This window comes from Pseudomonas sp. Larv2_ips (assembly GCF_963879675.1).
Classification (GTDB): domain Bacteria; phylum Pseudomonadota; class Gammaproteobacteria; order Pseudomonadales; family Pseudomonadaceae; genus Aquipseudomonas.
Window position 1 is genome coordinate 602,741 of record NZ_CAWOAW010000014.1, and the last position, 23,048, is coordinate 625,788.

Genomic DNA, 23,048 nt, shown 5'->3' on the forward strand with positions numbered 1-23,048 from the left:
AAACATGTAGGAGTTGGCTTGCCTGCGATGGCGGTGGGTCAGTCCAGAAATGACTGCCTGATACACCGCTATCGCAGGCAAGCCAGCTCCCACGAGGGACCTGCGTCGCTAGAGGGCGCGGATCACATGTTTGATCTCCTGAAACGCCGCCAAGCCCCACGGGCCCAACTCGCGGCCGATGCTGCTCTGCTTGTAACCACCCCACGCCGTTTGCGGGAAGATCACCTGCGGCGCGTTGATCCACACAAGCCCGGCCTGCAAGGCGTTGGCCACGCGTTCGGCGGTGTCGACATCGGCGCTCACCACACTGGCGACCAGGCCGAAATCGCTGTCATTGGCCAGGGCAATGGCTTCCTCGGCAGTGGTAAAACGTCGGACACACAGCACCGGGCCGAAGATCTCCTCGTTCCACAACGCGCTGTTCAACGGCACATCGGTAAACACGGTCGGGCGGATGAAATAGCCCTTTGTCAGGTCGGCCGGTCGTTCACCACCGCACAGCAAACGCGCGCCGTCTGCGATGCCTCGCTGAATATGCCCCAGCACTCGCTGATACTGCGCACGGTTGATCAACGCGCCCATTTGCACCTCATCGGCAAACGGGTCTGCCACGCGAATCCCCTCGGCCCGTGTCTGCAAACGCTGCAGGAACGCGTCCGCCAGGCTGTCAGCCACCAGCACGCGGCTGGTGGCCGAACACATCTGCCCGGCGTTGAAAAAGCCACCCCCACAGGCCAGCTCCACCGCCAGGTCAAGGTCGGCGTCCGCGAGCACCAGCAACGCCGATTTACCACCCAGCTCAAGGCTTACACCCTTGATGGTTTCTGCCGCGCGCTGCATCACTTGCACGCCGACGGCGTTACTGCCGGTGAAGGAAATCTTCGCCACGCGGCGGTCTGCGGCCAGCGGTGCGCCCACCGCCAGGCCCGTGCCGCAGACCAGGTTGAACACACCCGCCGGCAGCCCTGCCTGGGCAATAATTTGCGCCAGTAGCAACTCCGCCAACGGCGTGACTTCCGATGGCTTGAGCACCACGCAACATCCGGCCGCCAGGGCCGGGGCGAGCTTCCAGGCGGTGGTCACCATCGGGAAATTCCACGGCACAATCAGCCCGACCACACCACAGGGCTCACGGCGCAGGCGTGCGCTGAAGTCCTCGCCGGGCAGTGCCACCGGGCGGTCTTGCGCGGCGTCCATGTCGTCGCAGATGCCGGCGTAGTAGTCGAAGGTGGCGATCACATCGTCCACATCAATGCCGGCCTCAAACAGCGGCTTGCCATTGTTGCTCGACTGCAACTGCATCAGCTGGTCGCGCTGGGCGCTCACGCCCTGGGCGATCTTACGCAGCACGGCGCCGCGGTCACGGCCGGTGCTTTTCGACCAATCGATGAACGCCGCGCTGGCCGCCGCCACCGCGTGGGCCACGGTGCTCGCGTCGCCCACGCTGACGTGGGCCAGGGTGGCTTCGGTGGCGGGGTTGATCACCTCGATAACGTCATGGCCTGCGCGCCATTCGCCCGCGATGTACACACCGTCCAATACTGCGTTCATACCGCTACCTCCTGCATCCACAGTCCCTGGTCGATTTCTATCAGCGTCGGTCCCTGGCGATCAGCGGCTGCGCGCAATGCCGTGCGCAGCTGCGCGATACCCTGAATGCTCTCGGCGGCGCAGCCCAAGGCTGTGGCCACACCGATAAAGTCCGGGGTGTAGATGTCCACACCGACCGGCTCGATGGCGCGGTTGAGCATGTACTTCTTGATCTCCTCGTAACCCTGGTTATTCCACAGCAGCACGATGACCGGCACGCGCGCCTCGACCGCGCTGGCCAGTTCCGGCAGGCTGAATTGCAGGCCACCGTCGCCGATCAGGCACACCACCGGTTGCCCGTCGCCGCGTCCCAGCCAGGCGCCAATCGCTGCGGGCAGGGCGTAGCCCAAGGTGCCGTAGCCGGTGGAGGAATTGAACCAGCGGCGTGGGTGGTCGAGGTTCAGCGTCAGGTTGCCGCTGTACACCGGTTGGGTGGAGTCGCCCACCAGCACGGCGCCGGGCAGTTGCGCCAGCACGGTGTTGAGAAACAGGGTTTGCGCGCGGGTAGCGGCGTCCCAGGTGGGCGTCAATTCAGCCCACAGACGTGCGACGCGTGCGCTGCCCCAATCGGGCGCGCGATCGCCCGATACCTGGGTGTCCAGCGCGGCCAACAAGGCTTGGGCTGCGATCTGCGCATCGGCCACCAGTGCGACGTGAGGCGGGTAATTGCGCACGGTCTGGTCGGGGTCGATATCGATGCGCAGCAGCGTGCCGGGAATCTCGAAACCCCCGGCGAAGGTCACGTCGTAATCGGTTTCCGCCAGCTCGGTGCCGATGGCCAGCACCACATCGGCTTCGGCCACCAGGGCGCGGGTGGCGACCAGCGTCTGGGTCGAGCCGATCAGCAACGGGTGCGCGGCCGGCAGCATGCCTTTGGCGTTGATGGTCAGGGCCACCGGTGCACCCAGCCGTTCGGCCAGGCGCGTCAGTTCGGCGGCCGCCTCGATGGCGCCGCCGCCGGCCAGGATCAGCGGGCGTTTTGCTGCCGCCAGCCACTGGCTCATCTGCTTCACCGCCGCCGGCGCGGCACCGGCGCGCGCCACGCTGACCGGCTCGCTGCCGAGCAGGGCATCGGCGTTTTCGACCAGTACATCCAGCGGGATCTCGATGTGCACCGGGCGCGGTCGACCGGCCTGGAACAGCGCAAACGCGCGCGCCAGCACGCCAGGCAACTCCGCCGCCGACATCAAGGTGTGCGAGAACGCCGCCACGCCCGCGATCATCGCGCTCTGGTTCGCCAGCTCATGCAGCTTGCCGCGCCCGCCACCCAATTGGCTGCGCGATTGCACACTGGAAATCACCAGCATCGGGATCGAGTCGGCATAGGCCTGGCCCATGGCGGTGGTGATGTTGGTCATGCCGGGGCCGGTGATGATGAAACACACGCCAGGTTTACCGCGGGTGCGTGCATAGCCGTCGGCCATGAAGCCTGCGCCCTGTTCGTGGCGCGGGGTGACGTGGCGGATGCTCGAGCGTGCCAGGCCACGGTACAACTCCACGGTGTGCACGCCGGGAATACCGAACACCTGGTCTACGCCGTAGCGTTCCAGGAGGTTGACCAATACTTCGCCGCAGGTCGCCATACATGTCGCTCTTGTTATGGATTCGAGGCGCTATTGGAGCGGCTGGCCGGTAGCGCCAACAATCGATAAAAAGTCATACTAGCCATGTCCCCACGTCATGGCTGCGCCCGATGAAACGCTTGCCACCGCTGCCCGCGCTGCATACCTTCTGGGTCACGGCCCAGTGCTGCAACTTCACCCGCGCCGCCGAGCAACTGCACATCACCCAAGGTGCGGTGAGCCGGCAGATTGCCGGGCTCGAAAGCCATTTGGGCTATGCCTTGTTCCAGCGCCAGGCGCGGGGCTTGAGCCTGACCGAAGAAGGGCGCGAGTGGTCGCTGCGGGCGCAGCAGGTGTTTGGCTTGATCGGTGACGCGGTGGAGCAGATCGGCAGCCGCCGCCAGACCCTGCAACTCAAGGCCTCCACCTGCGTGATGCGCTGGCTGCTGCCGCGCCTGATGCAGTGGCAACAGGAGCGCCCGGACGTGCCGGTGGAACTCACCACCACGGTGGCCTACACCGTGGACTTTCGCCGCGAGCAATTCGACGCGGCGGTGATCTATGCGCCCATCGCCGAGCAGTCGGCGCAGGCGCGGCATTTATTCGATGAACAACTCACCCCGGTCTGCGCGCCGGCGTTGCTCGCCAGCCTGCACACACCGGCTGATCTGCAGCGACAGGTGCTGCTGCACCCCACGCGGGACGAGCGCGATTGGGCGTTGTGGCTGAAGGCTGCGAATACGCGCTTGAGCAACCTGGCCCAGGGGCATCATTTTGAAACGCTGGACCTGGCAATGACGGTGGCGTCCCAGGGCTCGGGAGTGGCGATTGGCGACAGCGCGTTGATTGGCGAGGATGTGAAGGCGGGGCGGTTGGCGACACCGTTTGAACTGCGCGTGCCGACGGGGATGGGGTATTACCTGGTGTATCCGCCGGGAATTGAGCCGTCTACTGGATTAGTCGCCTTGATGGAGTGGTTGGTAAGCCAGGCACAACCGTCGTAACACCGAAGACCCGAATGTGGGAGGAGGCTTGTGCGGGAGCGGGCTTGCCTGCGATGCAGGCACCTCGGTGTGTCAGTCATGCCGCGGTGATGCGATCGCAGGCAAGCCAGCTCCCACAGTTTTAACCGTGTCGGTTCAGTAGCCGACGGTGAAACGCTGGCGCGAGTGCTTCGGCGACTCAACCTCGTCGATCAACGCAATCGCGTAGTCCGCAAAGCTGATCCAGCTACGCCCTTCAGCGCTCACCAGCAAGTCATCCTGGCCGACACGGAATTTGCCGGTGCGCTCAGTCTCAACGAACTCCGCCGACGGCGACAGAAAGGTCCAGTCCAGCTCTTTTTCCTGACGCAGCGCATCAAGAAACTCAGCGCCGGCGCTGGCTTCGGCCTTGTACTCTGCCGGGAAGCCAGGGCTGTCGATGACTCGGCTGCCATCCGGCAACAACAATGAACCTGCACCGCCGACCACCAGCAGGCGTTTCACCCCGGCGCTCTTCACCGGGCCGATCACGGCACTGGCCGGCAGTGTGGCGAAGTGCGCCGCACTGATCACCACGTCGTTGCCGCTGACAGCCTGTTGCAAGGCGTTGGCATCCAGGGCGTCGACCTGTTTGACGGTGACGCCCGGGCGCGCGGCCAGCGTGCCGGTATTACGCGCAATGGCGGTGACGGTATGCCCACGACGCAGCGCTTCTTCCAGCAGTTGGCTACCGGCGCGGCCGGTGGCACCAATGATTGCGATCTTGCTCATGACGTTCTCCAGTACGTTAAGGTTTAAAACCATTCACCACTTCATTTCGCCCTTGGCGACTTTGGCACCGAGTTCCAGGCTGCTCTCATCTTCAAGTTTCGGGTAACGTTTTTTCATGGCCGCGATCAGCGCAGTCGAATCCTTGGCCTTGGCGGTTTCCTCATCGAACGCTTTGATATAGCCCGCGGTGAATGCCACGGACTGCACAGTCGGCGTACCCAGGTAATGACCTGGAATCACGGTGCGCGGTTTCAAGTCTTCGATGCGTTGCAAGGTTGCCAGCCAGTCGGCGTGGGACTGAGCGGTTTGCGTATCGGCCATCCACACGTGGGTGTTTTCGAAGACCACAACGCCGCCCACCACGGCCTTGATCGATGGAATCCACACAAACGTGCGGTCCGGCTGCGGGCCGTCCAGGCCGACCACTTCCAGCGTCTTGCCTTCCAGGGTCAGGCTACGGCCTTGGAGCACCTGCGGGATGATGGCTTTGGCCGGTTTGTCGGCACCCAGCTTAGGGCCCCAGAACGCGAGTTTCTGCTCGGCGGTGGCCTTGATATGGTCGACCACCGGCTGGGTGGCTACCACCTTGGCGGCGGGGAATGCCTGCGTCAGGACGTCGAGGCCGAAGTAGTAATCCGGGTCGCCGTCACTGACGTAGATGGTGGTCAGGCGCTTGCCGCTGGCGCGAATCTTTGTCACCAGTTGCTCGGCTTGGGCATTGCCGAATTGCGCGTTCACCAAAATGACGTCGTGCTTGCCGCTGACCAGTACCGAGCTGACGGGCATCATTGCCGAGGTGCCAGGGTTGTAAGCGTCCAGCGTCAGATCGGCCGCCGCGGCATGGGCGGCGAACGCCAGGGCGGCCATGGCCGTGGCCAATCGTTTAAGCGTCGAGATCATGTGCAACTCCAGCGGCAGGTAAGGGATGCACAGAGCTTAGTTGCACTAAACGTCACAAAAAATGCCATGCTTGAACATAGTTTGTTTCTAAAAGCGTGCAAATCATGGATCGTCTTCAAGCAATGCGGGTGTTTGTCACGGTCGTTGACCTGGGAAGCCAGTCGGCGGCTGCGGATCAGCTGGACCTGTCGCGGCCGGTCGTTTCACGTTATCTGGCGGAGCTTGAGGATTGGGTGGGCGCGCGGCTGATGCATCGCACCACGCGCAAGCTCAGTCTCACCGCAGCGGGCAGCGAAATGCTGCCTCGAGCGCGGCAGATGCTGGAGTTGTGCAACGACATGCAGGCGGCCGTCAGCGAGCCGGACGAAGCGCCGCGCGGCCAGCTACGGCTGAGTGTCAGCAGCTCGTTCGGCCAGGCGCAATTGGCGGACGCCGTGGCCGAGTTCGTCAAGCGCAACCCGTTGGTCAGTATCGATCTGCAGATGCTCGACCGTACGGTAAACCTGGTGGATGAGCGGATCGACCTGGCGATTCGCACCAGTTTTGAGCTGGACCCCAACCTGATCGCTCGCAAGCTGACGCTCTGCCGCTCGGTCATTTGCGCGTCCCCGGCGTACCTGCTGGAACATCCGCGTCCGCAGCACGTGCACGACCTGGCGAAGCACAACTGCCTGACGCACACCTACTTCGGCAAAAGCCTGTGGCATTTCACAGAAAACGCTGAGCCAGTGTCGGTGGCGGTGCAGGGCAATATCAGCGCTAACGAGGCGACCGCCCTGTTACGGGTGACGTTGGCGGGGGCAGGGGTGGCGCGGCTTCCCAGTTATCAGGCGGGTGATTACATCTGCAGTGGCGAACTGATCCGTTTGCTGCCCGAGGCAGAGCCCCAGCAAATGAATGTCTACGCGGTGTACGCCTCGCGCAAGCACATGCCGTTGGCGCTGCGCAGCCTGCTGGATTTTCTGGTGCTGCGCTTTCCTGAGGAGCCGGTGTGGGATGTCGGCCTTTGAAGCCGACATAAAGATGTTGAATGGCGTCCAATAATGGCAACTCTTGCTGACTGACCTATGCTTTAAACAGCACCGAGTCGATCCGTTCAGAGGTGTGCCATGACTCTAAAAATCAGAAAGTACCTGATGATCTTCATCCTGTGCGCCCTGGCTACCGCGCTGTACGGCACGGCTGCCTACCGGGTTGAACAGACCCGCATGCAGCCGACCTTTGCGGTCAGTTGCCATCAGGACATGTGCCTGCCGCGTACCGGCAGTTTCAGCGCGCTCAGGTAGGCTGTTCGGCCTTCAACTGCTCGCGGAATGCTTTGGGCGAAAACCCGACCCGCCGACGAAACAGTCGCGAGAAGTTGGTGGGGTCGGAAAACCCCAGCACCTGCGACATCTCATTGATGGTCATGCTGGTGTAAGTCAGCAGGCGCTTGGCTTCCAGCAACTGGCGGTCATGCATGATCTGCAGCGCAGGTTGCCCACCCAATTCCCGACACGTGCCGTTCAAGTGTGAGACCGAGATGCCCAGCTTGTGGGCCAGGTCTTCGATCTTGGGGTGCTCGCGGTAATGCTGTTCGACCAGTTGGGTAAAGCGCCGGAAATATTCACGCCCTCGCGGCGCACGCGCGTGGCGGCGCTGGATGGCCTGGCGGCTGATCCACACCAGCAGCACGCTGACCAAGGCGTGCATCATCATGTCGCGCGCCGGTTGCTCATCGGCGTATTCATCTTGCAGGCGCGCAAACAGGCTATTGAGGTAGTCGCTGTCCTTGCCTGCCGGGTAGTTGCCCAGGGCTTGCAAGCCGTCAACCGCCGAGCCCAGCTGCGCCTGCAAATGGCTGACCAGCGGCGCTGACAGCGTGACGATGAACCCTTCGACATCTTCGGCAAACCGAAACCCATGCACACACAAGGGCGGCAGTACCTGCAAGGTCGCCTCGTTGAGTGTGGTGCGCTGACCTTCGATTTCCAGTTGCGCCTGACCTTTATGCACGTACAACAACTGGCACAAGTCCGCGTGCCGGTGGGGCTGGATTTCCCACTGGTATTCCCGACTGCGCCGGGAAATGGTTTCACAGTGCAACAAATCGGGCGTCGGCCATTGCTGGCTTTCCCCGTAAAGCTTGAAGACCGGAATCGCGGTACTGGCAGTTTTGGTCATGGTTTCAATCCGATACTCAGGATAGTGGTTCGGTAATCGCCCCGATTGGCAAAAAGCGCAGGCTTTGTCTCAGTTTTCACCTTCTTATGGCGGTCACTCAAGTGAAAAATGTCAGCAACAAGATCAATGACAACTCTTTCACCTTATCCGTTCGGATGAGCCTCGCGGACCCTAAAAATAATGAAAACGCTGAAAACCCAAGTCGCCATTATTGGCGCCGGTCCCTCCGGACTGTTGCTCGGTCAACTGCTGCACAACGCGGGTATCCAGACCCTGGTGCTAGAGCGCCAGCGTGCCGATTACGTGCAAGGCCGCATCCGTGCCGGGGTGCTGGAACAAGGCATGGTCGACCTGCTGCGCGAAGCCGGCGTGAGCCAGCGCATGGACGCCGAAGGCTTGGTGCATGACGGTTTCGAACTGGCGCTCAATGGCCAGCTCAGCCATATCGACCTCAAGGGCTTGACCGGCGGCCAGTCGGTGATGATCTACGGCCAGACCGAAGTGACCCGCGACCTGATGCAAGCGCGCGAAGCCGCCGGCGCCCTCACGCTGTACGAAGCGCACAACGTGCAGCCCCATGACCTTAAAAGTGATCGACCGTGGCTGACCTTCGAGCATCAGGGCGAAGCCTTTCGTCTGGAGTGCGATTACATTGCCGGCTGTGATGGTTTCCACGGCGTGGCGCGCCAATCCATTCCGGCTGATTCGTTAAAGGTTTTCGAGCGCATTTACCCTTTTGGTTGGCTGGGCATCCTCGCCGACACGCCACCGGTGCATGCCGAACTGGTCTACGCCAGGCATCCGCGCGGCTTTGCGCTGTGCAGCATGCGTTCGCCCACCCGCAGCCGTTATTACCTGCAAGTGCCGGCTGAAACGGCGCTGGATGAATGGTCGGATGAGCGTTTCTGGGATGAGCTGAAAGCCCGCCTGCCCAGCGCCTTGGCCGCACAGTTGGTGACCGGGCCGTCCATCGAGAAAAGCATCGCGCCGCTGCGCAGCTTTGTGGTGGAGCCGATGCAATACGGGCGCCTGTTCCTGCTCGGGGATGCGGCGCATATCGTGCCGCCGACCGGGGCCAAGGGGTTGAACCTGGCGGCCAGTGACGTGAATACGCTGTTTCGCATCCTGCTCAAGGTGTATCGCGAGGGGCGTGTGGACTTATTGCAGCAATACTCGGCGATCTGCCTGCGCCGGGTGTGGAAGGCCGAGCGGTTTTCCTGGTGGATGACCTCCATGCTGCACCAGTTTGCGGACGCGGATGGCTTCAGCCAGCGCATCGCCGAGAGTGAGCTGGCGTATTTCGTCGATTCGCAGGCAGGGCGCACAACCATTGCAGAAAATTACGTCGGGCTTGCTTACGAAGCTATCGAGTAGCCTGCTATCGTATCGAGCATTCCCGCGGGCCCTTTCTGCCCCGTGGGCCTTGCTCGAAGGTTCTGCCGTGACCAACCTCAACCAGCCCACCCAACCCGTTCCCGCCGTGCGCCGTGTGCTCGCCGCCTTGATGATGGCGATCTTCCTCGGCGCGCTGGACCAGACCATCGTCGCCGTGTCCATGCCGGCCATCTCCGCGCAGTTCCATGACGTCAACCTGCTGGCCTGGGTGATCTCCGGCTACATGGTGGCGATGACGGTGGCGGTGCCGATTTACGGCAAGCTCGGTGACTTGTACGGGCGTCGCCCGATGATGCTGATCGGCATGGGCGTGTTCACGCTGGCGTCGCTGTTTTGCGCCATGGCGCAAAACATGGAGCAACTGGTGCTGGCGCGCATTCTGCAGGGCATCGGTGCTGGCGGGATGATCTCGGTGAGCCAGGCGATCATTGGTGACATCATTCCACCGCGCGAGCGCGGGCGTTATCAGGGTTATTTCAGCAGCATGTACGCGGTGGCCAGCGTGGCCGGGCCGGTGCTTGGCGGGTACATGACCGAGTACCTGTCCTGGCGTTGGGTGTTTCTGATCAACCTGCCGCTGGGCGCTGGCGCCTGGTATGTGGCGCATCGCACGCTGGTCGGGTTGCCGGTGCCGCAGCGCAAGCCGATCATCGATTATGTCGGCACCTTGCTGATGATCATCGGCCTCACGGCCTTGCTGCTGGGCATCACCGAAATCGGCCAGGGCCATCATTGGCGCGACCAGCAAGTGCTCGGGCTGCTGGTGTGTGCGGGCGTGGCGCTGACGGTGTTTGTCTGGCATGAACGCCGCGCGCGCGAGCCTTTGCTGCCGATGCACCTGTTCGCCAATCGCAGCGCCGTGTTGTGTTGGTGCACGATTTTTTTCACCAGTTTTCAGGCGATTTCCCTGACGGTGTTGATGCCGCTGCGGTATCAGACGGTGACCGGCTCGGGCGCGGACAGCGCCGCGCTGCACCTGCTGCCGCTGGCGTTCGGCCTGCCGGTGGGGGCTTATTTTGCCGGGCGCATGACCTCGGTGACCGGGCGCTATAAGCCCATGATTCTGAGCGGGGCGTTGCTGAGCCCGTTCGCGATTCTGGGCATGGCCTACAGTGCGCCGCAGGCGGTCGGGATGACGGCGGTGTTCATGTTGCTGTGTGGGATTGCGGCGGGGATGCAGTTCCCGACGTCGCTGGTGGGCACGCAGAATTCGGTCGAGCAGCGCGACATTGGCGTGGCGACCAGCACCACCAACCTGTTTCGCTCCCTGGGCGGGGCCGTTGGCGTGGCCTGCATGTCGGCCTTGTTGCTGGCGCTGTTGCAGGATTCGAGCTTTGCGCATTTGGCCAGCGGCGCGCTGGTGGCCGAAGGCAGTTCCGGCAACGTCTTGCTGGACGGCTTGAACGCCGCGCCCGGCCCGGCGCAGGATGCCCTGCGCGGGGAGTTGGCGGTGACGTTCCGGCACTTGCTGATGGTGAGTGCGGCGGTGTCGTTGCTGGGGTTGGCGGCGGCGATTGCGATGCCAAACCGAGTGCTGCGTGGGCGTGAAGACAAGGCCAAGTAACTGACCCACCGCTTTCGCAGGCAAGCCAGCTCCCCCAGGTGACTGCATTTCAATGCTGATCAGGGGCTGTAATACCCGACCGCCACCATGAAATGCCCGGCCTTGCGCACATACGCGTGTTTGTTCTCGACCTTGTCGGTCACCGGGTTTTTCCAGCGGTACTTGTACTCACCCTGATCCTGCTCGGCCATCAGCTTCAAAATCGGCTCGCCCACCGGCTTGCCGTCCGGGTCCCTGATCTTGGCGAAGTCGGTGTCCACCAGCCGCAGGTTGGTGCCGTGGGCCACATAGCGCCCGGTATTCAGGTCGACCACGAACACGTACAGGTCATCCTGCAGGAAGTCGCCCTGCAACGAATTGATCGCCTTGAGCGTGCCGGCTTCATCCTTGACCAGTGCTTTCACCGCCTTGTCGCGCAAACCGCGAGCCTGCTCTGGCGTGGCGCGTGGCAGGTAATAGCCGACGGCCAGAATCCGCTCGCCGATCCGCTGATAAAACACGTGCTTGTGCTCAACTTTGCCGTCGTTCCAGTTCTGCCAGCGATAATCGGCCTGCTGGATGCCCTGGCCTTCGGGCACCGCCAGCGCTTGTTTGAATGAGGCTTGCAAGTCAGGCCCGAGCAACTCGGACACATCGCGGCCGATCAAGGCCGAGGAAGGCCCGCCACTGGCCAGCAACACGCCCTGGGTGTCGACCACAAACACATAACGGTCATGGTCGACAAACTCCCCTTGGCGACTGAACGCGGCAAACGCCTTGTCGCCGTTGCTCTGGTAATAGGCCAGGGCCTTGGTCAGCAGCGCCTTGGCGGCGTGGGCGTCCTCCTCCTGAGTGGCCGCGTGCACCTGGCTGCAACACAACAGCAGCAGCCAGGTGATTCGGAGCAATCCCTTCATTACTCATCCCTCGTTATTGTTTGATGTGACCACAGCGTAGACGGCTGCGGCTCAGGGCGCCGCCAGCCATTGATTGACGATGGCGTCGTACGCCCCGGTGGCGACGCTCAAGTGCAACCACTGGTCGACATAGCTTTTCCACGCCACATCATCGCGGGGCAGCAGGAAGGCCTTTTCGCTGTACTGCATCTGCTGCTGCGGGTTGACCGCGCACAGTCCCGGCTTGAGCTTTTGCTGGAAGCGCGCCTCGCTGGCGTCGGTGATCATCACGTCCGCCTTGCCCGCCAGCAACTCGTCGAAGATGGTTACGTTGTCATGCAGGCGGATCTGCGCCTGGCCCAGGTGAATGCGTGCAAACACTTCGTTGGTGCCGCCGGCCGGCTCGATCACCCGCACCTGCGGCTGGTTGATCTGCTCAACGCTTTGGTAGCGCTGCACATCGGCGCAACGCACCAAAGGGATCTTGCCGTCCACACCCAGCGCCTGGCTGAAGAAGGCCTTTTTCTGGCGCTCCAGCGACACCGAAATCCCGCCCACCGCGATGTCACAGCGCTGGGCCAGAAAGTCCGGCATCAGGGTTTTCCAGGTGGTGGGCACCCACGTGATCGTCGCGTTCAGGCTTTTGGCCAGCGACTCGGCCATGGCAATGTCGATGCCTTCATAGCGGCCATCGGCGCGCAGCGAAGTGTAAGGCTTGTAATCGCCGGTGGTGCAAACGGTGAGCGTGCCGCGCTGCACCACCTCATCGAGGCGCGAGGGCGCGGTATCGGCCAGGGCGGTGGTTGCCAAACTCGCCAATACACACAGGGCCAGGGGAGCTTTCATGCGGTCGAGTCCTTGGGGCATGATCGGGGCGGCCATTATTTCCAGGAGCGCGCCGAGGTAGCAAGCGGCGTGAATGTTTAGCCAGGCCGCAACCAAACTCCATCAACCCTGAATTTAACCACCCTGTGCAGGCGTGTGACGCTGCCGGGCATCTACCTCACTGTGAATCCCGCATGGACGGTTCCCCCGACACTCATCCCGCGACATTGCCTGGCGCTTTAGTGCCCAGCTGTACCGCGGTTGTCGAGGCCCTTCCTTCCGAGCTGGCCTTCTGGGCCTTGTTCCACTGCCGACACGCACGCCCTCCGGATACCGCTCTCCTACGTTGATCTCTCCCATAGACCAGGCGCCCCTGCGCGCGTTGCCTATGTTCCTGCCTGACGCAAACGTATGAGACTTGCCATGAGTGATTTTGCCTGCCTGCAAGAAGCCCGATCTTTCCTTGAACAGCACCCGGACATCGAGATGTTCGAGCTGTTTATCCTCGACAACAACGGCGTGCCACGCGGCAAATTGCTGCACCGCGATGAGCTGCTGGCGGTGTACGAAAGTGGCCGGCCGTTGCCCAGCACCATCCTTGGCCTGACGATTAATGGCGACGACGTGGAAAATTCCGGGCTGGTGTGGGAAGTCGGTGACATCGACTGCCGCGCCTACCCGATCAGCGGGAGCCTGCAGCGCATGCCATGGCGCCTGATTCCCACGGCCGCCGTGCAAGTGAGCATGCACCCCACCGAGGGCATGCCCGCCACCGTGGCCGACCCGCGGCATTTGCTCGCCAAGGTCATCGACGGGCTGAAAGCCGACGGTTACTACCCGGTAATGGCGGCGGAGCTGGAGTTTTACCTGCTCGACCAGAAACCCGACAGCAATGGCCGCCCACAACCGGCGCGGGATGTGGACGGCAATCGCCCGCGCTCGACCCAGGTGTATGGCCTGCGCGAGCTGGAGCAGATCGAGCCGTTCCTCGCCGACCTTTATAGCGCGTGCAAACTGCAAGGCATTCCGGCGCGCACGGCGATCTCCGAATACGCCCCGGGCCAGGTTGAAATCACCCTGGAACATCGCGCCGATGCCTTGCAGGCCATGGACGAAGCCGTGCGCTACAAGCGCCTGGTCAAGGGCGTGGCGCATAAACACGGGATGACCGCCTGCTTCATGGCCAAGCCGTTCGACGACCTGGCGGGCACCGGCATGCACATGCACGTCAGCCTGGCGGATGCCCACGGCAATAACCTGTTCGCCAGTGAGGCCGCCGACGGCACGCCGCTGCTGCGTCAGGCCGTGGGCGGCATGCTCAGCACCTTGCTCGATTCGTTGCTGATGTTCTGCCCCAACGCCAACTCCTATCGCCGCTTCCAGACCAACAGCTACGCACCGCTGGCCGCCACCTGGGGCGTGGACAACCGCACCGTAAGCCTGCGCGTGCCCGGTGGGCCGGCCAATTCCCGACACATCGAGCACCGCATCTGCGGCGCCGACGCCAACCCTTACCTGGCTGGCGCCGCAATCCTGGCGGGTATCCATCGCGGTATCCGTGAGCAACGCGATCCCGGCGCGCCGGTGGAAGGCAACGGCTACGCGCAGGCCAAACAGTTGCTGCCCACCGACTGGCTCACGACTCTGCGTGCGCTTGAAGAGTCAAGCTGGGCGCGGGATGCGTTTGGCACTGAATTCCTCGGCGTGTACCTGGCGGTCAAACGCGCCGAGTACCGGCAGTTCATGGGCGAGGTAGGCGAGCAGGATTGGCGCTGGTATCTGCACCAGGCGTAATCCACCGTGGGAGCCGGGCTCGCCTGCGATAGCGGTATGTCAGCCAGTGATGGGTTGCCTGGCCCACCGCCCTCGTAGCCTCGCTAAAGCTCGACAACCCCCACAATGGATCTTGGGTGTTGGGTGGCCGTGACGGCTTCGACCTTTTTTTCACGTTGCAGTGGGTAAGCTGCGGTTCAAGGTCGTTCACTACCGTTCCACACACATGAGCCCGTGATGTCGTCACAACCACCTTCCTCCATCGAGATTGAGTTCACCGAGCGCTGTGACCGCGAGCATGCCAGGGTCTGCGGCGACACACGCCCGCCACGCCTGCGCCAGCGCGTGGCAGCGTGGCGCGATGAGCGGTTGGTGCGCCAGGCATTGAAAGTGGCTGGCGAACCTGGGCTGATCCTCGACCTGGCCTGCGGCTCCGGCCGGTTCTGGCCGGTGTTGGCAGAACATATCAACCGCGTGATTCTGGCCTCCGACAACTCCCAGGCCATGCTCGACCATGCGCGCACTCATCACCCGGCGGCACTGCTCAAACGCGTCAAAACCTTCCAGGGATCAGCGTTTTCCATCGGCTTGTCGGCCAATGCGGTGGACTGCATTTTCTGCATGGAACTGTTTCGCCATGTACCCAGCAGTGAAGGGCGTTTGGCGCTGCTGCGCGAGTTCCATCGGGTCAGCCGCGACACCGTGATCGTTTCCGTGGACGCACCTGCGCCTGTCGAGGGCGAGTTTCGCCAGGCCGGTTTCAAAATACTCAATCATCAGGAATTCCTGCCGGGCTCCAAGCTGTGGCGGGTTTACGTATTGCGTAAGAGAAGCTAACTCCCGCCCGTCGGACTATTCTTCCTCTCTTGTCGGAGTTTTCATGAAGGCGTGTGCACTGCGGATGCTCGCAAGCGTCTTTCGCGATATATACTGCGCGCCATTCTTCAAGGGAGAGCCGTGTGGCCATCGATATTCACTGGATCTGCGACAACGATAGCCTCGGCCAGCATTGCGCCGAATGGCAGCAGTTGCCATTCGTCGCCCTCGACACCGAATTCATGCGGGTCGACACCTTTTACCCCATTGCCGGGCTGATCCAGATCGGCGATGGCGTACGCGCTTACCTGATCGACCCTCTGACCATCGACAATTGGCAACCCTTGGCCGCCTTGCTGGAAAACCCGGCGGTGATCAAGGTGGTGCACGCGTGCAGCGAAGACCTGGAAGTGTTGCTGCGCCTGACCGGCAGCCTGCCGGTGCCGTTGTTCGACACCCAATTGGCGGCGGCTTACCTGAACCTCGGTTTCTCCATGGGCTATTCGCGCCTGGTGCAGGCCGTGCTGGATATCGAGTTGCCCAAGGGTGAAACCCGCTCGGACTGGCTGCAGCGGCCGTTGTCCGAGACCCAGGTGAGCTACGCCGCCGAAGACGCGGTGCACCTGGCCGAGGTCTACATCCGCCTGCGTCCGCAGCTCTCAGACGACAAATACACCTGGGTGCTGGAAGACGGCGCCGAGTTGGTGGCCAACCTGCGCCGCGAAGTCGACCCGTATGAGGTGTACCGCGACGCCAAGCTGGCGTGGAAACTGTCCCGCGCCCAGCTCGCCGTGCTGCGTGAACTGTGCGCCTGGCGCGAGCAGCAGGCCCGTGCCCGCGACCTGCCGCGCAACCGCATCATTCGCGAACACTCGTTGTGGCCTCTGGCCAAATCCCAGCCGGACAACCTCGCCGCGCTGGGCAAAATCGAAGACATGCACCCGCGCACCGTGCGTCAGGACGGCCAGTTTCTGCTGGACCTGATCAAGCGCGCCGCCAGCGTGCCCATGGACCAATGGCCACCGGCTGTTGCCGAGCCGCTGCCGGTGGACGCCGCCACGCTGATCAAGCATCTGCGGGCCTTGGGCCAGGCCGAAGCCGAACGCCTGGACATGGCGCCGGAACTGATGCTGCGCAAGAAAACCCTCGAAGCCCTGGTCAAGAGTGGCTACCCCGATGGGCCTTATACATTGCCAGACTCGCTGCGTGGCTGGCGCCGCGAGTTGATGGGCCAGGCGCTGCTCGACAGCCTGGCCACTGCCGGAGAACAGCCTTGAAACGTATTTGCTCCATCTACCGCAGCTTGAAAAAAGACGGAATGTACCTCTACGTGCTCAAAAGCGACGCGCTGGAGCGTGTGCCGGAACCGTTGATGGCGGCCTTCGGCAAGGCCCATCTTGCGTTCGAGATGATCCTGACGCCGGAGCGCAAGCTGTCCCGCGAGGACATCACCGTGGTCCTGGAAAACCTCGACAAGCAGGGCTACCACCTGCAAATGCCACCGGCCGAGGATGAGTACATCGAGCACTTGCCCGAAGAGCTGCTGCGCCGCAACGACCCGATGTGATCGGTCAGTGCCCGAACCGGGCACCTTCTTCAATGCAAACGTATTCGTTGGCGGTGGCCGTAAGGATGCGGGCGGCCGTCTGCAGTGTTTTTGAAAGGTTTGAACCATGCGTGTTCTGATTGCTGAACAGGATTACCCGCTCTACGCCCAATTGCTGGGTGACGCCGCGCCGGACGTCGAAGTGCTGACCAGCGGCGACTCGGCCGAACTGTCGCGCCTGGCCGCCGATTGCCCGGTATGGCTTGGCCAGCCGGATCTGCTCGCCACCCTGTTGCGCCAAGGCCACCAGCCGCAATGGCTGCAATCGACCTGGGCGGGCATCACGCCGCTGCTGGCCGATGGCTTGCCACGCGACTATCGCCTGACCCGCGCGGTGGGCATTTTTGGCCAGGTCATGGCCGAATTTGTGCTCACCTACATGCTCGGCCACGAGCGCGAAGTGCTCGCGCGGCTGGTCAGCCAGGTTGAGCGCAAGTGGGACAACCGCATGGGCCAGAGCCTGGCCGGGCGCAAGGCGCTGATCGTCGGCACGGGCGATATCGGCCAGAGCGTTGCCGATTTTCTGCTGCCGTTTGGCGTCAAGCTGTACGGCATCGCCAGCACCGCGCGTGAGCAGGCGCCGTTTATCGAAGTGGCCGGGCTGGATCAACTGGGCCGCCTGGTGGGCGAGGTGGACTACGTGATCAACCTGCTGCCCAACACGCCCAACACGCATGATTTGTACGACGCGGCGTTGTTCAAGCAATTCAAACCGACCGGCTTGTTTATCAACGTTGGCCGCGGCGTGGCCGTGGTCGATGCTGACCTGGTCGAGGCGCTGAAAGAAGGGCACCTGGCCGGTGCGGTGATCGACGTGTGCCGCCAGGAACCGCTGCCGCAGCGCCATCCGTTCTGGACTGCGTGGGGGCTGCTGCTGACCGGGCACAGCTCGGCACCAACCTCGCCGGGGATGATGGTGGAGTTGTTTGTGCACAATCTACGGGCGTATCAAGCCAAGCAAGCGTTACGCGGAGAAGTGAGCTTCGAACGCGGTTATTAAGGTGCGAGCGGGCTTGCCCGCGACAGCAGCGCGTCAGTCAAGGATGCCGTGACTGACCGTCCGCTATCGCGGGCAAGCCCGCTTCCACAGGGGATATCAGCAAGGCTTAGAGGCTGAAGTCGCCTTCGGACACCAGCTCGCTCAACGGCTTGCGTGGGCTTGGCGCTTCACGGCCCTGCAAGTACTCGGGCAGGCTCGACTTGTCGCCCACCTTGCCCACGGCCACCGCCGCGTGCAGCGCATAGCCTTGGGGAATCTTCAGTTCTTTGCGGGTCAGTTCCTGATCGAAACCGGCCATGCCGTGGGTGTGCCAGCCGCTCAGGCTGGCTTGCAGTGCCAGGTGGCCCCAGGCCGAACCGGTGTCAAAGGTGTGCCACAGCGCCGGGGTTTCTTCGCTGGCGCCGGGGGCGGTGAAGTCGGTTTTTGACGCGATGATCACCAAGGCCGACGCATGCTGCGCCCAGGCACGGTTGAATTCATTCAGCAGGCCCAGGTAGCGTTCCCAATCCGGCGTGTCACGCCGCGCGTAGAGAAAACGCCAAGGTTGCGAGTTATAGGCCGATGGCGCCCAGCGTGCGGCCTCGAAAAAGCTCAGCAGGGTGTCTTTCGGGATGCTCTCGCCGGTAAAGGCGCGAGGCGACCAGCGTTCGGTAAATTGCGTGTGGATCGGGTAGTCGGCAACGCGTGTCATGGGCAGTTCCTGAGGTGCGATTCGGCGTTCAAAGCTACTGCGCGCCCACTGGACTGACAAGTGTTGTTACACCGCCAGTCGTAAGCGCTTGGCCCCAGGGGCCTTGGGCACTAGACTGGCGGCCTTTTCACCGACCGATACTGATGTAAAGCCATGGCCGCTAAAGTCGAACCTTTCTGGATACGCAAAACCCTTGAACACCTCGACCAGGAGGAGTGGGAGTCGTTGTGCGACGGCTGTGGCCTGTGCTGCCTGCAAAAGCTTGAGGACGAGGAGGACAACAGCGTTTATTACACGCGCATTGCCTGCAAACTGCTCGACCTGAACACCTGCCAGTGCACCGATTACCCCAACCGCCGCGCCTCGGTGCCCGACTGCATCCAGCTCACGCCGGGCCAGGCCGACCAGTTCAAGTGGCTGCCGCCAACCTGCGGCTACCGCCTGGTCAGCGAGCGCAAGGACCTGCCGCTGTGGCACCACCTGGTCTGCGGCGACCGCGATGCCGTGCACCACGAACGCATTTCCCAGTCCGGTCGCATGCTCGCCGAAGGCAGCGTGCCCGAAGACGACTGGGAGGATTACCTGATCTTCCGCGCAGGCTGAAAAAGGAGTGTGTATGACGGTGGCAACCAAGCTGGCGGCCTCTTGTGTGTTGCTGGCGCTGAGCCTGCCCGCGTGGTGCGCGAAGAAAGTCGACCTCGACTACCACGTCAAACTGCTGCCCCAGAGTGATCAAGCCGAGGTGCGTGTGAGCCTGTCCCAAGGCTCGGCGGTGCGCAGCCTGAATTTCGACCTGGGCCGCGACGGTGATTACAGCGACTTCAAGGCCGATGGCCAGTGGAAGGTCACCGGCACCCATGGCCTGTGGCAACCCAGCGCCGACAAGGCCAGCCTGAGCTACCGGGTACGCCTGACCCACGCGCGCAAACCTGGCGTGTATGAAGCGCGGATGACGCCCAGTTGGGCGTTGTTCCGAGGCGAAGACCTGGTGCCGGCTGCGCGGCTCGACCAGCAGGACGGCGTCGAGCTGGTCTCGCGCCTGGTGTTCGAGTTGCCGGCAGGCTGGAAAAGCGTCGAAACCGCCTGGCCGCGCATCGGCAAGCACAAATTCCGCATCGACAACGTTTCCCGCCTGTTCGACCGCCCTACCGGCTGGATGCTCGCCGGCACCCTCGGCAGCCGCCGCGTGCGCCTGGGCGAAACCGAGGTCACCGTGGCCTCGCCCAAAGGCCAGGCCATGCGCCGCATGGACGTGCTGACGCTGCTGACCTTCGTCTGGCCTCAAGTGGAGGCCGCGTTCCCGCGCCACCCGGCCAAGCTGCTGGTGGTGGGCGCCAGCGACCCGATGCGCCGTGGCGTGTTTGCGTCGCGCGACTCGATCTACCTCAACAGCCGCACGCCGCTGGTCAGCGAGAACGGCAGCAGCGCGTTGATCCGTGAGGTGGTGCAGGCGATCGGGCGCTTCAACGATCACGACACCAGTGACTGGATCAGCGAAGGGCTTGGCGAGTATTACGCCATCGAGCTGCTGCGCCGCGCGGGCGGCATCACCGATGAGCGGTATGCCGCGATTCAGGCGCGCTTGAGCAAAGAGGGCAAGGACGTGACCACATTGCGTGGCGACCACGTCAACGGCGCGACCGTCGCGAGGGCGGTGGTGGTGTTGCAGGAGTTGGACCGCGAGATTCGCGTGAAAACCCACAACAAGCGCTCGCTGGATGACCTTGCGCAGGCGGTGATGCGCGCGAACAGCATAACGACGGCGGAGTTTGTGCAGTTGGCCGACAGTGTGATCGGTGAGTCGTCGGTGGTGCTGGATAGCAAACTATTGCGCTGAGCTTAGGCCATACACAAAGCAAAAATGCGGGAGCGGGCGTGCTCGCGAATACGGTGTGTCAGCCAAATACTTGGCGACTGATTCACCGCTTTCGCGAGCACGCCCGCTCCCACATTCAGCTCTCCAATAGGTGGAGAGGGGCGTCAGCCAGTGGTTTTAGTGGCTTTTTCAGCGGCGACTTCGGCCTTGGTCTTCAGGTTTTTCAGCTCTTCGCCCGCGCGCTCGATTTTGGTACGCACGCTGTTCATTTCCTGGCGGCCCTGTTCCAGCTTGTCTTTGAGCGAGCTGCGCCCGGTAACGCCGCGCACCAGCGCCACGCCACCAATCGCCACCTGGATGAGCCCGAAGATCCCGCCACGGCGCAGGCCTTTGCCAACCATCATCACGCCACCGGCCACCGAGCCAATGCGCTCCCAGCCGTGCACGTTTTGAGGCGGTTGGGTTTCAAACGGCGTGTGTTCGATGATAGGTCGCAGGATTTTGCTGTCGCTCATGATCTGTCTCCAACAAGGCAAGTGATATGTAGCTGACTGCCTGCAGGCGCCGGATGTTCCCAAAAAATCAGTACTTGGGGCCCGAGCGGGTGTTGTTGCCCTTGGCCAGGCGATCGTAGAGCACCACGTTGACCGTGGCGGCGAGGTTCATGCAGCCGGTGGTCGGGATGTACACCACGTCTTCACACCAGTCGCGAATCTCTTTGTCCAGCGAGCCGTCTTCGGGGCCGAAGATGTACAACGCGCGATCAGGGTGGGTGTATTCGGGCAGCGGGCGGGCGCCTTCGACCAGCTCCACGGCGACCGGGATGCAACCCAGCGGCAGGATTTTTTTCAGGTCGTCGATGCCGATCAGCGGAATGTCGTGATGGACCTTCTTGGTGTCGGTGATGAAATCCCGGGCGCGCTCGTAACGCACGCCGGTGTAGAACACCGAGGCCACGCCGTAGCAGCCGGCGGCACGCATCACCGAACCGACGTTTTCGGGGGATTTGGGGTTATACAGACCGATGCAGCTGTAGCGTTTATTGCCCACGGGGAAGGGTGCCTTGGAGAAAAACGGCGATTATACGGGGAATGCTCGGGCTGCGGTCGGTCGCGAGTTGGGTGCCGTTACAGCTGCCGCCTTCGCGAGCAAGCCCGCTCCCACACTCGACCGCATTTCAAAGCATGTACGCGGACAAATGTGGGAACGGGCATGCCCGTGAAGAGGCCATGAGAGGCAGCGACGATTTCAGTCGTCTTTTTTCATCAACCCAGCCAACGCCGCAAACGGGTTGTGCGTGGCCTTGGCAATCGTCGGGCTGCTGGTGGAGCCTTCGCCGAAGTACTGCTGGTCGGTGTAGCGTGAGTGTTCGTTGTCGTGGCAATACAGGCACAGCAACTCCCAGTTGGAACCGTCCTGGGGGTTGTCATCATGGTTGTGGTTGCGATGGTGCACGGTCAGTTCGCTCAAGCGCTTGCCGGCAAATTCACGCGCGCAGCGGCCACACACGTGCGGGTACATCTTCAAGGCTTTGTCGCGATAGCCCATTTCCCGGTCGCGCTGGGCATCGGCGAGGATGCGGTCCAGCTTGGCGGTGTGGGAGGGCGGGTTGGTCGAGCTCATCATGGCTCCTGGCTATTTGGGGGTTCACGGATAAGGTTGATTCTAGCCGCTTGCGGGGTAAATGACTGCTGGCTTTTTCAGCTGCGGTACAGCCTGCCGGCGGCAATCGTTTGTAGTATCGGCTCACTTCATTCTCAAGGATCTGAAACCAATGCGTTTATACACATGGACCGCAGCACTGCTACTCAGCGTCCTGGCGGCCCAAGCCCAGGCATTCTCCACGCCCAAGCCTGGCCAGATCATCGAGGTGGCCCTTGAACAATTGCACCCGACCCAGGCTGTCGTGGGCTTTGACCAGATTTACTACAGCCTGGGCCTGTTTGCCGATACGCCGGCCAAGGTCTTCGATGAATACTGCGAAACCAACGGCCAGGGCGCGGCCGACAAGGTGCCCAAAAAGGCTGACCTGCACCAACCCGCCAGCTTCAGGTGCAAAGACCCGGTGGGCACGCATCCCGATGACATGAAAACCGTCGTGGTCGGCCCTGGTGGCCAGTTGTACCTGACCGACGGTCACCATAGCTTCACTACCTTGTGGGAAGTCCCCGGCGGCGGCCCGCAGCTGCACATGTGGGTCAAGGTGACCGATGATTTCAGCAACAGCCCGGACATGGCTACCTTCTGGCAGCGTATGGAAACGGCGCGCAAGGTCTGGCTCAAAGGCGATCACGGCCAGCCGCTGTCACCGCAGCAATTGCCGGCGCACTTGGGCTTCAAGAACCTGCAGGACGACACCTTTCGCAGCCTGGTGTATTTCACCCGCAAGGCCGCCTACGGCAAGCCGGACGATGGCGCCGTCGCGCCGGAATTCCTGGAGTTTTACTGGGGCAATTGGCTGCGCACGCAGATCGACCTGCGTGCTTTCAACCTGAACAAGAAAGGCGGTTACAAGGACGCGATTGAAGCCGTCGCCCAGCGCATGGTCAGCCTGGCGCCCGGTTCACAGGTGGGGGACAGCGGGTTCACCGCCCACCAGTTGGGCGGCATGGCCCAGTTGGATCGAGCCGAGCTGAAGAAGACCGTCGAGAAAAAAGTGCCGTATGTGATCGATTACCGCAAATCCCGAAGCTGACTCAGGACAAAAGATGTGTGGTG

Annotated in this window: 24 protein-coding genes; 13 read left to right on the forward strand and 11 right to left on the reverse strand. The window is 62.6% G+C overall.

The features are described 5' to 3' along the window. Nucleotides 1-108 precede the first annotated feature (108 nt). Nucleotides 109-1,551 (reverse strand): aldehyde dehydrogenase family protein, encoded by a 1,443-nt coding sequence (locus tag AACV02_RS09260; protein ID WP_119739120.1) that lies wholly within the window; start codon nucleotides 1,549-1,551, stop codon nucleotides 109-111. After that, nucleotides 1,548-3,173, reverse strand: coding sequence for a 5-guanidino-2-oxopentanoate decarboxylase (locus tag AACV02_RS09265; RefSeq protein WP_119739123.1), 1,626 nt, complete (start codon nucleotides 3,171-3,173; stop codon nucleotides 1,548-1,550). Before AACV02_RS09265 ends, AACV02_RS09260 begins: the two co-directional genes overlap by 4 nt. Before the next feature lie 110 nt (nucleotides 3,174-3,283). On the opposite strand from AACV02_RS09265, the gene AACV02_RS09270 reads away from it, so the two are divergent. Further along, a complete protein-coding gene (locus tag AACV02_RS09270) occupies nucleotides 3,284-4,156 on the forward strand; it encodes a LysR substrate-binding domain-containing protein (protein WP_119739125.1) in 873 nt (290 codons plus the stop codon). 135 nt (nucleotides 4,157-4,291) lie between these two features. Here AACV02_RS09270 and AACV02_RS09275 read toward each other — a convergent pair whose 3' ends face one another. Together AACV02_RS09275 and AACV02_RS09280 are read right to left on the reverse strand one after the other, a co-directional pair. Continuing rightward, complete coding sequence (locus AACV02_RS09275) at nucleotides 4,292-4,906, reverse strand: NAD(P)-dependent oxidoreductase (RefSeq protein WP_119739127.1); 615 nt, start codon at nucleotides 4,904-4,906, stop codon at nucleotides 4,292-4,294. Nucleotides 4,907-4,939: 33 nt separating this feature from the next. Beyond that, complete coding sequence (locus AACV02_RS09280) at nucleotides 4,940-5,806, reverse strand: MBL fold metallo-hydrolase (RefSeq protein WP_119739129.1); 867 nt, start codon at nucleotides 5,804-5,806, stop codon at nucleotides 4,940-4,942. Between the two features lie 104 nt (nucleotides 5,807-5,910). Here AACV02_RS09280 and AACV02_RS09285 point away from each other — a divergent pair, with 104 nt between their 5' ends. Next, nucleotides 5,911-6,816 carry a LysR family transcriptional regulator gene (locus AACV02_RS09285; protein WP_119739131.1) on the forward strand — a complete coding sequence of 302 codons (906 nt, stop codon included), beginning with the start codon at nucleotides 5,911-5,913 and terminating at the stop codon, nucleotides 6,814-6,816. 99 nt (nucleotides 6,817-6,915) lie between these two features. Further along, nucleotides 6,916-7,092: a hypothetical protein gene (locus tag AACV02_RS09290; RefSeq protein ID WP_164487913.1), complete on the forward strand. Its 177-nt coding sequence runs from the start codon at nucleotides 6,916-6,918 to the stop codon at nucleotides 7,090-7,092. Here the strand turns inward: AACV02_RS09290 and AACV02_RS09295 are convergent. Then, nucleotides 7,085-7,969, reverse strand: a complete 885-nt coding sequence (locus AACV02_RS09295) for a helix-turn-helix domain-containing protein (RefSeq protein WP_106576975.1) — start codon at nucleotides 7,967-7,969, stop codon at nucleotides 7,085-7,087. The two genes, AACV02_RS09290 and AACV02_RS09295, sit on opposite strands and share 8 nt — an antisense overlap. A 180-nt stretch (nucleotides 7,970-8,149) precedes the next feature. On the opposite strand from AACV02_RS09295, the gene pobA reads away from it, so the two are divergent. Both pobA and AACV02_RS09305 read left to right on the forward strand, forming a co-directional pair. Beyond that, nucleotides 8,150-9,343, forward strand: coding sequence for a 4-hydroxybenzoate 3-monooxygenase (gene pobA, locus AACV02_RS09300; protein WP_119739133.1), 1,194 nt, complete (start codon nucleotides 8,150-8,152; stop codon nucleotides 9,341-9,343). A gap of 67 nt (nucleotides 9,344-9,410) precedes the next feature. Then, entirely contained in the window at nucleotides 9,411-10,928 is a 1,518-nt protein-coding gene (locus AACV02_RS09305) for an MDR family MFS transporter (RefSeq protein WP_119739135.1), read from the forward strand. 59 nt (nucleotides 10,929-10,987) lie between these two features. Here AACV02_RS09305 and AACV02_RS09310 read toward each other — a convergent pair whose 3' ends face one another. Both AACV02_RS09310 and AACV02_RS09315 read right to left on the reverse strand, forming a co-directional pair. Then, entirely contained in the window at nucleotides 10,988-11,824 is an 837-nt protein-coding gene (locus tag AACV02_RS09310; protein WP_119739137.1) for a cache domain-containing protein, read from the reverse strand. 51 nt (nucleotides 11,825-11,875) lie between these two features. Next, nucleotides 11,876-12,649, reverse strand: coding sequence for a transporter substrate-binding domain-containing protein (locus AACV02_RS09315; RefSeq protein ID WP_119739139.1), 774 nt, complete (start codon nucleotides 12,647-12,649; stop codon nucleotides 11,876-11,878). Between the two features lie 402 nt (nucleotides 12,650-13,051). Here AACV02_RS09315 and AACV02_RS09320 point away from each other — a divergent pair, with 402 nt between their 5' ends. The 5 genes from AACV02_RS09320 to AACV02_RS09340 all read left to right on the forward strand — a co-directional run bounded on the left by AACV02_RS09320 (nucleotide 13,052) and on the right by AACV02_RS09340 (nucleotide 17,823). After that, on the forward strand, nucleotides 13,052-14,422 hold the full coding sequence (locus tag AACV02_RS09320; RefSeq protein ID WP_119739141.1) for a glutamine synthetase family protein: 1,371 nt from the start codon (nucleotides 13,052-13,054) through the stop codon (nucleotides 14,420-14,422). A gap of 216 nt (nucleotides 14,423-14,638) precedes the next feature. Next, the gene (locus AACV02_RS09325; protein WP_106576970.1) at nucleotides 14,639-15,238 is read left to right on the forward strand and encodes a class I SAM-dependent methyltransferase; all 600 of its coding nucleotides are present in this window, start codon (nucleotides 14,639-14,641) and stop codon (nucleotides 15,236-15,238) included. Between the two features lie 122 nt (nucleotides 15,239-15,360). Continuing rightward, the gene (gene rnd, locus AACV02_RS09330; RefSeq protein ID WP_119739143.1) at nucleotides 15,361-16,494 is read left to right on the forward strand and encodes a ribonuclease D; all 1,134 of its coding nucleotides are present in this window, start codon (nucleotides 15,361-15,363) and stop codon (nucleotides 16,492-16,494) included. Continuing rightward, entirely contained in the window at nucleotides 16,491-16,784 is a 294-nt protein-coding gene (locus AACV02_RS09335) for a YcgL domain-containing protein (RefSeq protein WP_056857316.1), read from the forward strand. Before rnd ends, AACV02_RS09335 begins: the two co-directional genes overlap by 4 nt. A gap of 106 nt (nucleotides 16,785-16,890) precedes the next feature. After that, on the forward strand, nucleotides 16,891-17,823 hold the full coding sequence (locus tag AACV02_RS09340) for a D-2-hydroxyacid dehydrogenase (RefSeq protein WP_106576968.1): 933 nt from the start codon (nucleotides 16,891-16,893) through the stop codon (nucleotides 17,821-17,823). 106 nt (nucleotides 17,824-17,929) lie between these two features. On the opposite strand, the gene AACV02_RS09345 is transcribed toward AACV02_RS09340, so the two are convergent. Beyond that, entirely contained in the window at nucleotides 17,930-18,514 is a 585-nt protein-coding gene (locus tag AACV02_RS09345; protein WP_119739146.1) for a nitroreductase family protein, read from the reverse strand. Between the two features lie 153 nt (nucleotides 18,515-18,667). Between AACV02_RS09345 and AACV02_RS09350 the strand changes: the two genes are divergently transcribed. Both AACV02_RS09350 and AACV02_RS09355 read left to right on the forward strand, forming a co-directional pair. Then, entirely contained in the window at nucleotides 18,668-19,117 is a 450-nt protein-coding gene (locus AACV02_RS09350; protein ID WP_106576966.1) for a YcgN family cysteine cluster protein, read from the forward strand. Between the two features lie 13 nt (nucleotides 19,118-19,130). Beyond that, on the forward strand, nucleotides 19,131-20,351 hold the full coding sequence (locus AACV02_RS09355) for a hypothetical protein (protein WP_106576965.1): 1,221 nt from the start codon (nucleotides 19,131-19,133) through the stop codon (nucleotides 20,349-20,351). A gap of 143 nt (nucleotides 20,352-20,494) precedes the next feature. Here the strand turns inward: AACV02_RS09355 and AACV02_RS09360 are convergent, their stop codons facing one another. The 3 genes from AACV02_RS09360 to AACV02_RS09370 form a co-directional block, all read right to left on the reverse strand. After that, nucleotides 20,495-20,845: a YgaP family membrane protein gene (locus AACV02_RS09360; protein ID WP_119739148.1), complete on the reverse strand. Its 351-nt coding sequence runs from the start codon at nucleotides 20,843-20,845 to the stop codon at nucleotides 20,495-20,497. A gap of 67 nt (nucleotides 20,846-20,912) precedes the next feature. Beyond that, nucleotides 20,913-21,380 carry an RNA methyltransferase gene (locus AACV02_RS09365; protein ID WP_003189607.1) on the reverse strand — a complete coding sequence of 156 codons (468 nt, stop codon included), beginning with the start codon at nucleotides 21,378-21,380 and terminating at the stop codon, nucleotides 20,913-20,915. A gap of 198 nt (nucleotides 21,381-21,578) precedes the next feature. Then, nucleotides 21,579-21,953, reverse strand: a complete 375-nt coding sequence (locus tag AACV02_RS09370) for a YajD family HNH nuclease (RefSeq protein ID WP_003210675.1) — start codon at nucleotides 21,951-21,953, stop codon at nucleotides 21,579-21,581. Nucleotides 21,954-22,104: 151 nt separating this feature from the next. On the opposite strand from AACV02_RS09370, the gene AACV02_RS09375 reads away from it, so the two are divergent. Continuing rightward, on the forward strand, nucleotides 22,105-23,025 hold the full coding sequence (locus tag AACV02_RS09375) for a ParB/Srx family N-terminal domain-containing protein (RefSeq protein ID WP_119739150.1): 921 nt from the start codon (nucleotides 22,105-22,107) through the stop codon (nucleotides 23,023-23,025). The last annotated feature ends 23 nt before the right edge of the window (nucleotides 23,026-23,048 follow it).

Coding starts and splice junctions, on each gene's coding strand:
- AACV02_RS09260 (WP_119739120.1), bottom strand. CDS start 1,551: ATGAACGCAGTATTGGACGGTGTGTACATCGCGGGCGAATGGCGCGCA.
- AACV02_RS09265 (WP_119739123.1), bottom strand. CDS start 3,173: ATGGCGACCTGCGGCGAAGTATTGGTCAACCTCCTGGAACGCTACGGC.
- AACV02_RS09270 (WP_119739125.1), top strand. CDS start 3,284: ATGAAACGCTTGCCACCGCTGCCCGCGCTGCATACCTTCTGGGTCACG.
- AACV02_RS09275 (WP_119739127.1), bottom strand. CDS start 4,906: ATGAGCAAGATCGCAATCATTGGTGCCACCGGCCGCGCCGGTAGCCAA.
- AACV02_RS09280 (WP_119739129.1), bottom strand. CDS start 5,806: ATGATCTCGACGCTTAAACGATTGGCCACGGCCATGGCCGCCCTGGCG.
- AACV02_RS09285 (WP_119739131.1), top strand. CDS start 5,911: ATGGATCGTCTTCAAGCAATGCGGGTGTTTGTCACGGTCGTTGACCTG.
- AACV02_RS09290 (WP_164487913.1), top strand. CDS start 6,916: ATGACTCTAAAAATCAGAAAGTACCTGATGATCTTCATCCTGTGCGCC.
- AACV02_RS09295 (WP_106576975.1), bottom strand. CDS start 7,969: ATGACCAAAACTGCCAGTACCGCGATTCCGGTCTTCAAGCTTTACGGG.
- pobA (WP_119739133.1), top strand. CDS start 8,150: ATGAAAACGCTGAAAACCCAAGTCGCCATTATTGGCGCCGGTCCCTCC.
- AACV02_RS09310 (WP_119739137.1), bottom strand. CDS start 11,824: ATGAAGGGATTGCTCCGAATCACCTGGCTGCTGCTGTTGTGTTGCAGC.
- AACV02_RS09315 (WP_119739139.1), bottom strand. CDS start 12,649: ATGAAAGCTCCCCTGGCCCTGTGTGTATTGGCGAGTTTGGCAACCACC.
- AACV02_RS09320 (WP_119739141.1), top strand. CDS start 13,052: ATGAGTGATTTTGCCTGCCTGCAAGAAGCCCGATCTTTCCTTGAACAG.
- AACV02_RS09325 (WP_106576970.1), top strand. CDS start 14,639: ATGTCGTCACAACCACCTTCCTCCATCGAGATTGAGTTCACCGAGCGC.
- AACV02_RS09340 (WP_106576968.1), top strand. CDS start 16,891: ATGCGTGTTCTGATTGCTGAACAGGATTACCCGCTCTACGCCCAATTG.
- AACV02_RS09345 (WP_119739146.1), bottom strand. CDS start 18,514: ATGACACGCGTTGCCGACTACCCGATCCACACGCAATTTACCGAACGC.
- AACV02_RS09350 (WP_106576966.1), top strand. CDS start 18,668: ATGGCCGCTAAAGTCGAACCTTTCTGGATACGCAAAACCCTTGAACAC.
- AACV02_RS09355 (WP_106576965.1), top strand. CDS start 19,131: ATGACGGTGGCAACCAAGCTGGCGGCCTCTTGTGTGTTGCTGGCGCTG.
- AACV02_RS09360 (WP_119739148.1), bottom strand. CDS start 20,845: ATGAGCGACAGCAAAATCCTGCGACCTATCATCGAACACACGCCGTTT.
- AACV02_RS09370 (WP_003210675.1), bottom strand. CDS start 21,953: ATGAGCTCGACCAACCCGCCCTCCCACACCGCCAAGCTGGACCGCATC.
- AACV02_RS09375 (WP_119739150.1), top strand. CDS start 22,105: ATGCGTTTATACACATGGACCGCAGCACTGCTACTCAGCGTCCTGGCG.